The 14,752-nt window shown below is 42.1% G+C and carries 8 protein-coding genes; 3 read left to right on the top strand and 5 right to left on the bottom strand.

All coding sequences use genetic code 11. From position 1 onward, the window contains the following. Positions 1-30 precede the first annotated feature (30 nt). The 3 genes from secA to Bovatus_RS22585 all read left to right on the top strand — a co-directional run bounded on the left by secA (position 31) and on the right by Bovatus_RS22585 (position 5,137). The gene (gene secA / locus Bovatus_RS22595; RefSeq protein WP_004301872.1) at positions 31-3,348 is read left to right on the top strand and encodes a preprotein translocase subunit SecA; all 3,318 of its coding nucleotides are present in this window, start codon (positions 31-33) and stop codon (positions 3,346-3,348) included. Between the two features lie 174 nt (positions 3,349-3,522). Beyond that, positions 3,523-4,629 (top strand): DUF6340 family protein, encoded by a 1,107-nt coding sequence (locus tag Bovatus_RS22590; RefSeq protein WP_004301871.1) that lies wholly within the window; start codon positions 3,523-3,525, stop codon positions 4,627-4,629. Between the two features lie 61 nt (positions 4,630-4,690). Further along, on the top strand, positions 4,691-5,137 hold the full coding sequence (locus tag Bovatus_RS22585; RefSeq protein ID WP_004301870.1) for a hypothetical protein: 447 nt from the start codon (positions 4,691-4,693) through the stop codon (positions 5,135-5,137). 137 nt (positions 5,138-5,274) lie between these two features. Here the strand turns inward: Bovatus_RS22585 and Bovatus_RS22580 are convergent, their stop codons facing one another. The 5 genes from Bovatus_RS22580 to Bovatus_RS22560 form a co-directional block, all read right to left on the bottom strand. Continuing rightward, complete coding sequence (locus Bovatus_RS22580) at positions 5,275-7,287, bottom strand: DUF5689 domain-containing protein (protein WP_004301869.1); 2,013 nt, start codon at positions 7,285-7,287, stop codon at positions 5,275-5,277. Beyond that, positions 7,287-8,555: a ComEC/Rec2 family competence protein gene (locus Bovatus_RS22575; protein WP_004304648.1), complete on the bottom strand. Its 1,269-nt coding sequence runs from the start codon at positions 8,553-8,555 to the stop codon at positions 7,287-7,289. Before Bovatus_RS22575 ends, Bovatus_RS22580 begins: the two co-directional genes overlap by 1 nt. Positions 8,556-8,577: 22 nt before the next feature. Then, positions 8,578-10,329 carry a RagB/SusD family nutrient uptake outer membrane protein gene (locus Bovatus_RS22570; protein ID WP_004301867.1) on the bottom strand — a complete coding sequence of 584 codons (1,752 nt, stop codon included), beginning with the start codon at positions 10,327-10,329 and terminating at the stop codon, positions 8,578-8,580. 31 nt (positions 10,330-10,360) lie between these two features. Next, the gene (locus Bovatus_RS22565) at positions 10,361-13,576 is read right to left on the bottom strand and encodes a SusC/RagA family TonB-linked outer membrane protein (protein ID WP_004301866.1); all 3,216 of its coding nucleotides are present in this window, start codon (positions 13,574-13,576) and stop codon (positions 10,361-10,363) included. A gap of 112 nt (positions 13,577-13,688) precedes the next feature. Next, positions 13,689-14,723 carry a FecR family protein gene (locus Bovatus_RS22560; protein WP_004301865.1) on the bottom strand — a complete coding sequence of 345 codons (1,035 nt, stop codon included), beginning with the start codon at positions 14,721-14,723 and terminating at the stop codon, positions 13,689-13,691. Positions 14,724-14,752: the final 29 nt, after the last annotated feature.

The following is a 14,752-nucleotide window of genomic DNA, read 5'->3' as shown; positions in this document are numbered from 1 at the left end:
TGAAATAAATAATAAACTAAATAATATAACATGGGATTTAATGAATTTTTAAGCTCGGTTTTCGGAAACAAATCCACACGAGACATGAAAGAAATCAAGCCCTGGGTGGAAAAGATCAAAGCTGCTTACCCGGAGATTGAAAAACTAGACAACGACGCCCTCCGTGCCAAAACGGAAGAACTCAAAAAATATATCCATGAATCGGCTACTGCTGAACGTGCGAAGGTGGAAGAGTTGAAGGCAAGCATTGAAACTCTCGAACTGGAAGACCGCGAAGAAGTCTTCGCACAAATCGATAAGACAGAAAAAGAAATTCTGGAAAAATATGAAAAAGCACTGGACGAAGTACTGCCTGTTGCTTTTTCTATCGTAAAGGCTACTGCCAAACGTTTTACAGAAAATGAAGAAATCGTCGTAACGGCTACCGACTTCGACCGTCAACTGGCTGCTACAAAAGATTTCGTACGCATCGAAGGCGACAAGGCCATCTATCAGAATCACTGGGTAGCCGGTGGTAACGACACATTGTGGAACATGGTTCACTACGATGTACAGCTCTTTGGTGGTGTCGTTCTGCATAAAGGTAAGATTGCGGAAATGGCAACCGGTGAAGGTAAAACATTGGTAGCTACACTCCCGGTATTCCTCAACGCATTGACCGGAAACGGCGTACACGTAGTTACCGTGAATGATTACCTCGCCAAACGTGACTCCGAATGGATGGGTCCTCTTTATATGTTCCACGGTTTGAGCGTAGATTGTATCGACCGTCATCAGCCGAACTCCGACGCACGTCGTCAGGCATATCTGGCAGATATCACTTTTGGTACAAACAATGAATTCGGTTTCGACTACCTGCGTGACAACATGGCTATCAGCCCGAAAGACCTTGTACAACGTCAGCACAATTATGCCATCGTCGATGAGGTCGACTCGGTATTAATTGACGACGCACGTACTCCGTTGATTATCTCCGGTCCTGTACCCAAAGGCGATGACCAGTTGTTCGAGCAACTCCGTCCGCTAGTGGAACGTCTGGTAGAGGCACAAAAGGTACTGGCTACCAAATATCTTTCCGAAGCAAAAAAACTGATCGCATCCAACGATAAGAAAGAGGTGGAAGAAGGATTCCTCGCTTTATACCGCAGCCACAAGGCATTGCCGAAAAACAAGGCTTTGATTAAGTTCCTTAGTGAACAGGGTATCAAGGCAGGTATGCTCAAGACGGAAGAGATCTACATGGAACAGAACAACAAGCGTATGCATGAAGTGACTGATCCGCTGTACTTCGTAATTGACGAAAAACTGAATAGCGTAGACCTGACAGATAAGGGTGTAGACCTGATTACCGGTAACTCTGAAGACCCGACATTATTCGTGCTTCCGGACATCGCCGGACAACTTTCGGAATTGGAAAACCTGAATCTGACCAACGAACAACTGCTTGAAAAGAAAGATGAACTTCTGACAAACTATGCCATCAAATCGGAACGTGTACACACCATCAACCAGCTGTTGAAGGCTTACACCATGTTCGAGAAAGATGATGAATATGTAGTGATCGACGGACAGGTGAAGATCGTAGACGAGCAGACAGGCCGTATCATGGAAGGTCGCCGCTACTCTGACGGATTGCACCAGGCTATCGAAGCCAAGGAACGTGTGAAAGTGGAAGCTGCTACGCAGACCTTTGCAACAATTACTTTGCAAAACTACTTCCGTATGTATCACAAACTGTCCGGTATGACCGGTACTGCTGAAACGGAAGCAGGCGAACTTTGGGATATCTACAAATTGGACGTAGTCGTGATCCCGACCAACCGTCCGATTGCAAGAAAGGATATGAACGACCGCGTTTACAAGACGAAACGCGAAAAGTATAAAGCTGTTATCGAGGAAATCGAAAAATTGGTTCAAGCAGGACGTCCGGTATTGGTGGGTACTACTTCGGTAGAAATCTCCGAAATGTTGAGCAAGATGCTTACCATGCGTAAGATTGAGCACAAGGTATTGAACGCCAAACTGCACCAGAAAGAAGCGGACATCGTTGCTACCGCCGGTTTAAGCGGAACAGTAACCATTGCTACCAATATGGCTGGTCGTGGTACCGACATCAAGTTAAGTCCGGAAGTGAAGGCTGCGGGCGGTTTGGCAATTATCGGTACGGAACGTCACGAATCCCGTCGTGTAGACCGCCAGTTGCGTGGTCGTGCAGGACGTCAGGGTGACCCGGGTTCTTCTGTATTCTTCGTATCACTGGAAGACGATTTGATGCGTCTGTTCTCTTCTGACCGTATTGCCAGTGTAATGGACAAGCTCGGTTTCCAGGAAGGCGAAATGATCGAACACAAGATGATTTCCAACTCCATCGAACGTGCACAGAAGAAAGTGGAAGAAAACAACTTCGGTATTCGTAAACGTCTGTTGGAATATGACGACGTAATGAACAAGCAACGTACAGTGGTTTACACCAAACGTCGCCACGCTTTGATGGGTGAACGTATCGGTATGGACATCGTGAACATGATCTGGGACCGTTGTGCCAATGCTATCGAAAACAATGATTATGAAGGCTGCCAAATGGAACTGCTTCAGACATTAGCAATGGAAACTCCGTTCACTGAAGAAGAATTCCGTAACGAGAAAAAAGAAAAGTTGGCCGAAAAGACTTTCAACATTGCGATGGATAACTTCAAACGCAAAACTGAACGTCTGGCACAGATCGCTAACCCGGTTATCAAACAGGTATATGAAAACCAGGGACACATGTACGAAAACATCCTGATTCCTATTACAGACGGTAAACGGATGTATAATATCTCTTGTAACCTGAAAGCGGCTTACGAATCGGAATCTAAAGAAGTGGTGAAGTCGTTCGAGAAATCAATCTTGCTCCACGTAATCGACGAAGCATGGAAAGAAAACTTGCGCGAACTGGACGAACTGAAACATTCCGTACAGAATGCAAGCTACGAGCAGAAAGACCCGCTATTGATTTATAAACTGGAATCTGTGACTTTGTTTGACGCTATGGTGAACAAGATCAATAACCAGACTATATCTATTTTGATGCGTGGACAAATTCCTGTACAGGAAGCTCCGGATGAATCAGCTGCACGCCGTGTAGAAGTGCGTCAGGCTGCTCCTGAACAACGCCAGGATATGAGCAAGTATCGCGAAAACAAAGAAAATTTGAGTGATCCGAACCAGCAGGCTGCTGCAAGTCAGGATACTCGTGAACAGCAGAAACGTGAACCGATTCGTGCAGAGAAGACAGTAGGTCGTAACGATCCTTGTCCATGCGGAAGCGGGAAAAAGTATAAAAACTGCCACGGAAAGAACCTTTGATTAATTAATAATTAAAAATTAAAGGTTGGAAATTGTAGGGTAATGTGCTTTATGGCATAGTCTCTCTATATTCAACTTATAAAAGAAAGTCTCAAACGGTTAAAAACTGTTTGAGACTTTCTTTTATTCTTCCAAAGTTGTACTTTTGTTCAAATTACTAAATAGAACAAAACTATGGCAAAATCTTATTCACTGGTTTTCATCGTTTTATTCCTGCTGACTCTGGGTAGCTGTCAGAGTCTGGAACAGATCCCCATTGATTATCTGCAACCTGCCGACTTGAGCTTTCCTCCGCAACTCCGGAAAGTAGCTATTGTGAATAACACCAGCGACGCCCCGGATAATAAACTGATAACAGAGACTGAAAAAATTAAAGAAGGTACACCATTGATAAGTCGTGCAACAGCTTATGCCAATGGAGATCCTAAGACAGCCACTGAATCACTGGCAGAAGAAATAGCACAGCAGAACTACTTCGATGAGGTGGTTATCTGTGATTCTGCCTTACGCGCCAATGATAAACTGGCCCGCGAAAGTACATTGAGCCAGGAGGAAGTGCGTCAACTGACTTCTAACCTGGGAGTGGACTTTATTATTGCACTGGAAAACCTGCAACTCAAAGCAACAAAGACTGTCCGTTATCTGGATGAGTTCAACTGCTTTCAAGGAGCGGTAGACGTGAAAGTTTATCCCACGGTGAAAGTTTATCTTCCCGAACGTAGCAGACCGATGACTACGCTCCATCCTAATGATAGCATTTTTTGGGAGGAGTTTGGAGGTACAGCCATAGAAGCCGCCACTCGCATGATTCCCGACAAGCAGATGCTGGAAGAAGCGGCAGCATTCGCGGGAACGGTTCCGGTGAAAAATATTGTCCCTATTTGGAAAAAAGGAACACGGTATCTTTATACTGGTGGTTCGGTTCCTATGCGTGACGCTGCCATTTATGTACGCGAAAATTCATGGGACGACGCATACGAACTTTGGCGTCAGGCTTTCGAAGGTACCAAGAACCAAAAGAAAAAAATGCGGGCAGCTCTCAACATTGCTGTTTACTACGAAATGAAAGATAGTTTGGCTAAAGCAGAAGAATGGGCAGAAAAGGCACAACAACTAGCTAAAAAAATAGATAAAAAGAACATCACAGATAGCCCTCAAGCTACCATTGATGATGTGCCGAATTATTATCTTACTACTTTGTATTTAGCTGAACTAAAGGAGAGAAATGCTCAATTACCCAAGTTAAAATTGCAAATGAGCCGATTTAATGATGATTTTTAAGGAAATTGTGTATCAAATCTTATTTTTTTTATACCTTTGAACTTATAAAAAGAAGGAACCCATGAAATTGAGCCAACAATCATTATCTATTATCGAATCGGCTATCCAAAAGGCAGTCGCTAAATATGTATGTAGCTGTGAACAAACAGTTGTAACCGATATCCATCTCCAACCGGATCAGGCATCGGGACAACTTAATATTTACAACGATGATGATGAAGAACTGGCAAACATCATGATCGAAGAATGGGCTACTTATGAAGGGGATGATTTCCTTGAAAACGTGGAACCTTCTCTTCGCAACATTCTTTGCAGAATGAAGGATGCCGGAGATTTCGACAAAGTGACTATTCTAAAACCTTATTCTTTCGTTTTGGTAGATGAAGAGAAAGAAACCGTAGCAGAATTGCTGTTGATTGACGACGATACCATACTGGTGAATGATGAATTGCTGAAAGGGTTGGATAAGGAGTTGGACGACTTCTTAAAGGATTTGTTGGAAAAATAAAGAAGAATTGTTGGAGAAATAAGATATCGTTCTTTTTGAATAGAGATCGTTCAAGATCCACATATAAAAAGATAATCGGAAGCAATCAGGATATGTCCTTTATTGCTTCCGATTATTTTATATATATTCCCTATTGATTATTTGTTGTATTTGATTGAGATATTAGCAAGTCTAAGCGGCATGAAGCTGGATACCCCTGCCGGGAGTCTGACCGGTCGCAATCTGATGCAAATATTATCACGGTTCAATAAGGCATCCGGCAACTTAAAGTCATAGACTTTATAACCAGGAATGTTCTTCTCCGTCTGTCCACCTGCAGCCGTTCTATCAAACTGTCCCAGAATGGTAAACTCTGAATTATCTACTTTAATCCATTCACCATTCATCGAATAAGCATATTCAACCACTGCAACAGGGCCACCTCCCCAACTTGCATTCATTTCAACCTGAAGAGACAAGGATGTAGAAATACCTACTGTCGATATTTTGTCTACGTAGAAATATGAACTTGTAGACCACGGTTTACTATTAAAAGCACCGCCTCGCATACGACCATAGTATCCATCGGTCGTGTTAAGGTTAACATCTCCTCTGAAATCATCCTGGAATCCCAGAATGTAGTCTGCATAGGTTTGCTGGAAATATTTATTTCCGTCTTTGCTAAGAAGAGCATTCGCCTGCGATGCCTCGCCACCCGTAGGATGGTAATCCGTAAAAGTAGAAGAGCCTATTTCTTTCCAATCGGGTACATTACAATCCCATTCTACAAGCACAGAAGTGATCTCGTTTATATCACTGATGTTAATATCTTCTCTGTTAAGCGGAAGAATACATAACCGGCTTTCAGAGATGTCGAAATTTGTAAGTTTCACTTTCGCCACCATTCCTGTTATGCTTCCCGAACCTTTAGGAAGTGTTTCGTGAGCATAAGGAGCTTCAAACGCAGTAAGCATATATGTATTAGAACCGTTTTTATCTCTTATACAGGTCGGATAGTATCTGTAATATGCAGGGAACTTTTCTACCCAATAGTTTTTATTAATCTTACGATCGGCAGCTCCCGGGTCAGTAGTCTTGAAATTAGTGAATGCACCTACCGGAGATGCAATCTCGACATCTTTCAGGGTCACAAGACTAAATACCATATTATCCGTAAGTTCAGCAATCGTTCTTTCAGGAATTGTGAAGGTAGAAAGTTCCGAGCTGATTACGTGGGCAGCAGTGATACCGCTAATCAGTCTATAAGTAAAGCTACCCTCTGATTCTTCTCTTATCATTCCATCTTTCAGACACAATGACACTTTGGCAAATTGTGCAAACGTAATTAAAGATTCGGACTCAAACACAACTGTCTCTCCTGCCTCATTCTGAATGACATAGCGATTGCTCGGGAAGTTCTTCGAAGTGCCATTGGCTACGATGGTTCCTTCAACATATACATTGTTAGTAATTCCACCGACAGCATAACCATGTACGGTTGGATAACTGACAAGTTCCGCATTCGCATATTCAGAATATGCTTGCGAGAGATTAATGGTAGCCGTGACCTTACGCTGGTACTGATCGTCATAACTCAACACAATACTTCCTGTACGGGGTGATTGCGAATTTGTTTCCGTATTAAAATAAAGCTTTCCATCACTTATCCTATACTCCTGCACCCAGTTCACCGTTGGCGTAATAACGATATCCGTTTCGGGCACATTGGTAGAGATTTCCATTTCATATTCACCTCCTTTAGTAAACAGCTCCATCTTATCACTGGCAGGAACAATAAATGGATAACGGGATAATTGTTTTATCTTGATTACATCCGCAGTCTTACCATCTTTCGTAAACACACGAATATCACAGAAACGTTCGGAATCACTGATATTCTCATCATAAGTCACAGTGAAATAAGTTCTTGATGACTGGGCTCCACGTATATCCGTAGAGAACCAGGTTGATTCTACAAAATCAATTCGCCACTCGGTATTGGACTTCACCTCCACCTGAACCGGATCACCTTCCGCCTGAAGAATAATCTCATTATTTGTTATTTCCAATATAACGGCTTCATGTTCGTCAGAGCATGACGGAAACATTATGATTGCCATCACAGCCAGAAAAGCTGTCCAGACTATTGAATCTTTAATTTTCATGTTCATCAATTATTAGATTTAATCTCACCTGTTTTATATAGTATCTCATAAGCTTCATTCCGATCATTTAATACAAAGATCTGAAACTTCTCTCCACCCGGATAAACACGCGTAACAACATGTCCGGCAGGCTTTATCTTCAAGCCGTCTTCACCCAGTCTGCTCCTGTTACTGTCTACCATACCGGCAGCAAAAACCGACCGTTCACCAGGATAAAGAGTTTGAGACAGCATCCGGCTCAACGTTGCCGGTTGAGGGTGATAGTAATCCCATACGGGAATTACATAGACTTGTGGTTTCACTTGGGAAATGTAGGTATCGCACATAGCATCAGAATAAGCGTGATGATTGGCAACAACCACATCCGTCTCACCGAGCAATCTGGCTACCGGCGTTTCTATATCAAACCATTCCGGTGCTTTTTCTACGCCCAGAATATCTCCTGCGGAGAAATAATCAAAATTACCGTATGTGATACGAATTCCACAACTGCAACGGTTTTCGTTCAACTGTTCACTTGAAGAGGCTGTAGAAGGCACAAGCTCTTTGGCTGTTGTTCCGCTACCTGTCCAAATTTTACCATTACCCACGATATTACGTACTTCGAATGTAGGATAAGAGCCCGGATCTTTCAAGAGTTTGATCTGACTATTGCTTCCTATTACAAATCCCTCATTCTTTTTACCTTCCCTGTCACGAGCGGCAACATATAATTTATAGTTTGAGATATGAGCACCAGAGACTTTAGCTGCTGTCGGATAATCATAAGTAGGATAACCACGATCTATCAAAGTGGAAATATTGAGAAGATTACCAACATGAGTGATTCCGGTAAGTTTGTAATCCAGTCCTACTTTTTCGATTGCCAGTTTTCCATTCTGTCCGATATGGTCCGTATCAAAGTGAGTGAGCAAGGCATAATCAAGTGCTCCGTTATTTTTTAATGGCAATGAGAAATGTTTTATATATTGAGCAATCCATTCGGCAGGCCGCTTAGAATCATTAGGCACTGCTTTCATAATTTCCTGTGTGCCTGAATGTACTCCTAAATCTCCTGCATCCAATAACATGGTAGTCCCATCCGGAAAAATAAGATAGGCTGCATTACCTCTTCCGGTACTAATCTGATGAATATCCAAATAACCTGCCTGCCACTCCGGAAGGTATTCATACACTTTATCTACTGCATCATCAGGAAAAGGCTTTTCTTGTTGGCAACTTGCGAATGTAGGCAGCAACATGATGGCTCCTAAAAAAAATATCTTGCTATTCATTATATTATTCTTTAATAGTTGATTAATCGATTTGTTTCACACTATAGATACCGGCTTCTTCTTTAGTCATTTCATTGCCGCCTCCGTATCCCGGATTTTGCTTCAAGACATTACTGACAGAAATTGACTTTTCCGGAATAGGAAAAAGCTCATAATGATCGTCGTTAGTAGGTTTATGATCCCACCAGGAACCTGTTGTATACAACCCCCAACGACGAAGATCGGTACGACGACGCTGTTCACCCAGAAACTCGACCATCCACTCATCAAGAATCCGGTACTTGTCGATATTCGTTTCGGTCACCGGATCAGGATCGGCTTTATTCTCGAAATTGCGTTTACGCACTTCATTGAAAAGATTGGCTGCTTCTTTTTTATAGCCGCTTCTATATTTACATTCAGCAAGCATATAATAGATTTCAGCAAAACGAATAACCGGATAATCCGGATTAAAAGCAATGGTTTTGTCGATATTGTCGGGAACCGGTAGTTTGCACAAACGTATTCCGGAATTCTCTTCCCCGGTACTTATATTGGAGGGAAGCTCATTCACTGAAGAATATTCTCCGTCTTTCACTTTCTTGAATTGTGCCACCTGATCGACAAATTCAAGAACCTCACCCGGATATTCGTACAGTCCCGTACACTTCACCTCTGTGCCACTTCTTGATGTACGCTGTAATTTTCCATAAAGGAACATTCCTTCGTATTTCCCATTCCCTTTATACAAGTACAATTTTTTACGAAGATCTTTATTATTGAACTTGGCAAAAGGTCGCCCAAGCTTATCCGTATAGGGATCGCCATTGGGTTTAAGAGACGGCTGAAGATGCATACCATTAGTAGAAGAATAGCCGCTTAGATCAAAATAGTTCTTTGCATTATAATGATTATAGCGTTCGAACTGCCATTGAAACAAAGTGCCTTTTGCATATTGCGACTGAACAGACCACATTACTTCCTTAGATTTATTATTGTCGAAAGTGAAAGGACCGAACCAGTCTTCCTCCAATTCGTAATAACCGTATTTGCCATCTAATAGATCCTGGCAGACCTGCGCACATTCAGCAAAACGGTTCTCTCCCATGTAGACTTCCGCATTAAAATATAACTGAGCAAGAAGGGCGGCGGCAGTTCCTTGACGTAAATAGCCTTCTTCCAGCATATCTGCTCTTTTTTTCTCTAATTTGGGAATAGCGGCAAGCAACAGTTCTTCCACATAATTAAAGGTTTCGCGTGCAGTGGAACGTGGAACTTCCTCGGTAGTAGAGCGCCGGTAAATAGGCATACCCCCATAGAAATCAAGTCCCCGCAGATAAAAATAGGCAACCAATGTCTGAAGTTGCATCTGATGATCTGCTTTCAATTCTTCCGTCATGCCCAGTGATACATAATCCACACCGGATAAGTCTTCCTTACAAGCTAAAGCCATTGCCACTCCCATGCCTACCCCACGCCAGGTTTCTTCGTTGTTGGGGTGAAGAGGTGTCCAGTCGTGATGCTGCAGTTGGGAATATCTGACATCATTGTAATGTATTCCTTTTTGTGTGACACACATCTCATCTGTTGTACATTCTTGAAGAATGGCACGGTCGAATCCGTGAAACCAACGCCAATGTGTGAAAGAGCGTACCAAGAAAGAATAAACAGTTTCCTTAGACGTGAAATAAGTGTCCGGAGTGACTTCGGAATACCACTTCTCATCCAGATTTGTACAACCGGATGACACCAGAAGGGTGAGGAAGGAGATAATGATTAAAATATTTCGTCTCATATCATTTTATTAGTTTATAGGTACTTTAATATTAGAATTGGATTTTCATACCAACGGTATATCTACGAGTTTCAGGATAAATATTATTAAACCATTCATAACCAGGGTCCAGTCCGTTGACATTCACTTCCGGATTAAGTCCTGAATATTTCGTGAAACATGCCACATTCCGGACGGTCAGGTAAAGATCAATCTTATCTATATATTTCTGCCACTTTTTCATGTTAAGAGAATATCCCAGACTAATGGCGTCTATCTTTAAGAAAGTGCCGTCCTCAAGCCAGTAATCGCAAAGCTGCTTTACTTCTTTGATGTGCCGGTTGTCAATGTACGCATTGCGAAGAACGTTCTGGCCTGCTACTTCAGAAAGTCCATAGTACATATTTATGGTATTAAACACGTCGAAATCGATCCAGCTACGCAGGTTGATACCTAAAGAGAGGTTCTTGTAAGTGAAGGTATGATCCCATGATACCATCAATGCAGGAATAGCATTACCGATGTACCGCTTGTCATCATAGGTCTTCTTATCGCTAAGAATCACATTGTCGTTCTTATCATACAGAAGCCATCTTCCATTATCCGTGATACCGGCATATTTCCAGATATAATAGCTTCCGATCTTTGTTCCTGCTTCAATTCTTCCGGCTGATCCGTTCGTTCCCGGTGACGGGAATCCTACACGATCCTGGTAAGTATTATTCCCCCACAAAGAGGTAATTTTGGAAGAAGAATGGGATAGACGCATGGTAGTTGTCCAGTTAAAGTCTTTCGTTTTAACAGGCACTCCGCCAATCTCAAACTCCCATCCGGTATTCTCAAGATTACCATAATTCATGGTCGTTTTCTCGTAAACGGCGGGAGGATTGGGTACACTGATATTGTATAACATTCCGGAAACTCTTCTTTTATATATATCGAACTTTCCAAAAAGCCGGTTATTCAGAAACGCATAATCCAAACCGATGTTAAGCTCTGCTTTCTTTTCCCAATGCAAGTCATTATTGACATTACGAGCCGGTCCATAAGAAGTAATCCATGTACCGTTATAAGGCCACATTGAATTGGAGGAGTACATGGCCGTGGATGCTCCTGCAGAGAAATTGTTATTTCCCGTCACACCATAACCGACACGTACTTTGAGGTCATCAAGAAAACTGACATCACGCAGAAAGGCTTCATTGGATATACGCCATCCACCTGATACAGCCCAGAATGTTCCCCAGCGATGATTCTTTCCAAATTTGGAAGATCCCTCATGACGGACACTTCCAGTAACCATATAACGATCTTTATAGCTATAATTCGCCCGACCAAAGAAGGAGATAAGACGTTCACGAGGATATTTGTGGGACGACATAGCCGCCTTTCCGTCAGAAAGCCAGCTACCTGTTCCCATATCCCAAGCTCCTACTCCATCCACAGGGAAATCGTAGTTAGACATATCAAAATTTTCAGAATTGTTTTCCCAATAGCTATATCCGGCCACCGCACTGACTGTATGGTCATCTGCAAAAACACGCATGAAATTAATGGTAGGTTCAAAAGAAACATTGACTGTTTTACTATATCCGTGAAATCCCTTTCCTTTATAACTTCCATTCAAAGACGTTCTGTGTAATGCGGATACATAATGCGTCTGCTGATACTGGCGATCTTCCCAGCCGAGAGTGGCTTGTGCCGAAAATCCGGCAGGCAGATTGAGCTTTACCGTAGCATCCGCCTTGAGCCATTTATCAACATTATCCGTCTGCTTGAGCATAACTTCCGCTAATGGATTGTAATATTCACTACCACCAACCAATACATTATAGCCTGTTTCACTAGTACTATCATAAACATGTTCCGTTGGATTCATCTTCAATGCCATGTCGAAACAGGAACTACTGCTCCGCTGATCCCGATGTGCTTCACGATATTCTGTATGTAAGCCTATTTCCAGCAAGTCATTGAGAAGATTAAAGTTTGCATTGATACGCCCCGAATAGTCTTTACGATTATCGCCTATCGCAATACCTTTCTGATCCTGTGCCATAATAGTGGCATATATTCTGGCTGTATGTCTCCCTCCCGAAAGGGTGACAACATGGCGCTGGGAAAGTGCTCCCTCATTTAAAAGTTCACCGTACCAATCGGTAGACGCTCCCAAATCTGTTCCTACACCGAACCTCACGAAAGCATCGCGATCCAGGACCTGTGGTCTTCTGGAAACTTGTTCGGTGGACAGCTCGCCTGTATATGATAATGTGATAGGACCTTCTTTCGCTTTCTTGGTAGTCACGAGAATGACACCACCAGCTGCCCTTGTTCCGTAAATAGCACCTGCAGAGGCATCCTTCAAAACATCAATGGATTGAATATCTTCCTGACTGATAGAACGCAAATCACCACCAGGAATTCCGTCTATCACAATCAAAGGGGAAGAAGAAGCATTGATGGAAGCTACCCCACGAAGCTGGAAACTAGCAGAGGCATTCGGACTGGAAGTTTCGGAAACATTCATACCGGAGATTTTTCCTTTCAGAGCAGTCGCAATGGTAGAGCCTCCCAATCCAGTCACTAAATCTTTTGAAGATATGGAAGTAATGGAGCTGGTCACAGCACGTTTCTCCATTGTTCCATAACCGATAACGACTACCTCATCCAGCAACTGATGATCTTCTTTTAATACCAAAGACAAGCTTGTCCGATTTCCCACCTTTACTTCAAGAGACTGAAAACCGATATATGAAATCAGTAATACAGCATTTGACGCAACTGACAGGTTAAATTTTCCATCCAAATCAGACACTGTACCTTTCCCGGCCACTCCTTTCTCCTGAATACTGGCACCAATCACCGGATCTCCATTCGTATCTACAATCACTCCTTGTATCTTTTTCGAAGTTGCTTCCGTTTGCTCTTGTTTTACCGGTACGGGAACCAGAACGATATACCCTTTTTCTATCTTGTAAGTAAACCCCGTTCCCGCGAGCAACTTATCCAAAACAATAGAGAGTTTTTGTTTCTTAAAATCAACACTCAATGTCCGATTCACATCTATTTTAGTCCGACTATAAGTAATGCTTAATTGAGTCTGACTTTCAATAGCATCAAAAGCTTTCAACAAAGTTATATTTTTTCCGGCAATAGTAATCAACTGATTCTGCCCATAGATAGTACCCAAAGGGACTATAAAGAATAAGGTTAACAATAAAATACGCAAATTACTGGTATGTTTTATAGTAAAATAAGAATTAAAATTCATACTTTTGTATATTAAATGAATACTACATTTAAGGTTCACTATTTCCTAAAATTTTAAATGATAACGGTATTTATTTCGGGTTGGACAAAAGGATCAGTTTTGTCCAACCTTTTTATGGATGGGTACCTCCTTTCTTACTCTTATTCGCCGGTGAAGCAGCTGTCAGTATCACAACCTTATTGTCTGTGACCTTGCTTTCCATACCTCCAACGGTCATTGTTACAATATGAATTGCTGCTTGAAGAGGTTCGCCCTTTCTAAGCTTAATGGTATATAAATCATTTGTGTATAAATGCGGTTCTGCCTTTATTTCTACATTATAATGTCGTCCCAATGTGTTCAGAATATCCTCCAGATGGCAATCGACAAAATTCAATTCACCACGTGTCCAACCGGAAGCCATCATCACATCTATTTTTCGTTTTTCATAATTCTTAGTCAGGTGATTGTATTCAAGTTGTTCACCGGGAGTAAGAATAAAACAGCTGTCTGGTGCCAGCAGGTTATTGATTTGCACTTTTCCATTTTCAAGAGTTGTAATCGTTTTCCTGTCTTCCGAATATGCCTGTATATTAAACTTCGTACCTAAAGCACGAACTGATAACAAAGATGTCTTGACAATAAACGGATGTTTCTTATCCTTATGGACATCAAAATTCGCCTCTCCGGAAAGATAAACAGTACGTGTATCGCCTCGAAAGCTTTTCGGGTAAATGATACTGCTCTCCGAATTGATCTGTACCTTTGTCCCATCCGGCAAAGTCAATTCTCCCCGTTCACCCATGGGAACAATATATTCTACCAATTTGCAAGAATCAGTATAATCATTTATATAATACCACGATAATAGCACTGAAAATAAGGGGATTAATATCATAGAAGCAATGCGAAGAAGTGGTTTGATTTCCCAATGCGGTTTTATTATCGGATTTGCAAGTCCCGCTTTACGCCGGACCTCATACCATGAACGCCGGGTGGCCTCATCAGGTTCAGCGATGATATTCATCCACTCTTCCTGTATAGCTTCTTCTTTATCTTCTGCATCAGCAGGAGAAACCAGCCAACGCCAAAACTTCATCTGCAAGGAGTTTTGCAGGGGATGGCGAACAAAAAAATGTATTAGTTCTGATATGCTTTTCTTCTTCATGATTTTATCCGTTTATTAATAAGATGCAC

It is taken from the genome of Bacteroides ovatus, assembly GCF_001314995.1.
Classification (GTDB): Bacteria; Bacteroidota; Bacteroidia; order Bacteroidales; family Bacteroidaceae; genus Bacteroides; species Bacteroides ovatus.
Note: the sequence above shows the minus strand (reverse complement) of the source record. Positions and strands in the feature narration are given on the sequence as shown.

Bases quoted from the DNA above. Each gene is read 5' to 3' on its own strand.
- secA (WP_004301872.1), top strand. From the start codon at position 31: ATGGGATTTAATGAATTTTTAAGCTCGGTTTTCGGAAACAAATCCACA.
- Bovatus_RS22590 (WP_004301871.1), top strand. From the start codon at position 3,523: ATGGCAAAATCTTATTCACTGGTTTTCATCGTTTTATTCCTGCTGACT.
- Bovatus_RS22585 (WP_004301870.1), top strand. From the start codon at position 4,691: ATGAAATTGAGCCAACAATCATTATCTATTATCGAATCGGCTATCCAA.
- Bovatus_RS22580 (WP_004301869.1), bottom strand. From the start codon at position 7,287: ATGAACATGAAAATTAAAGATTCAATAGTCTGGACAGCTTTTCTGGCT.
- Bovatus_RS22575 (WP_004304648.1), bottom strand. From the start codon at position 8,555: ATGAATAGCAAGATATTTTTTTTAGGAGCCATCATGTTGCTGCCTACA.
- Bovatus_RS22570 (WP_004301867.1), bottom strand. From the start codon at position 10,329: ATGAGACGAAATATTTTAATCATTATCTCCTTCCTCACCCTTCTGGTG.
- Bovatus_RS22565 (WP_004301866.1), bottom strand. From the start codon at position 13,576: ATGAATTTTAATTCTTATTTTACTATAAAACATACCAGTAATTTGCGT.
- Bovatus_RS22560 (WP_004301865.1), bottom strand. From the start codon at position 14,723: ATGAAGAAGAAAAGCATATCAGAACTAATACATTTTTTTGTTCGCCAT.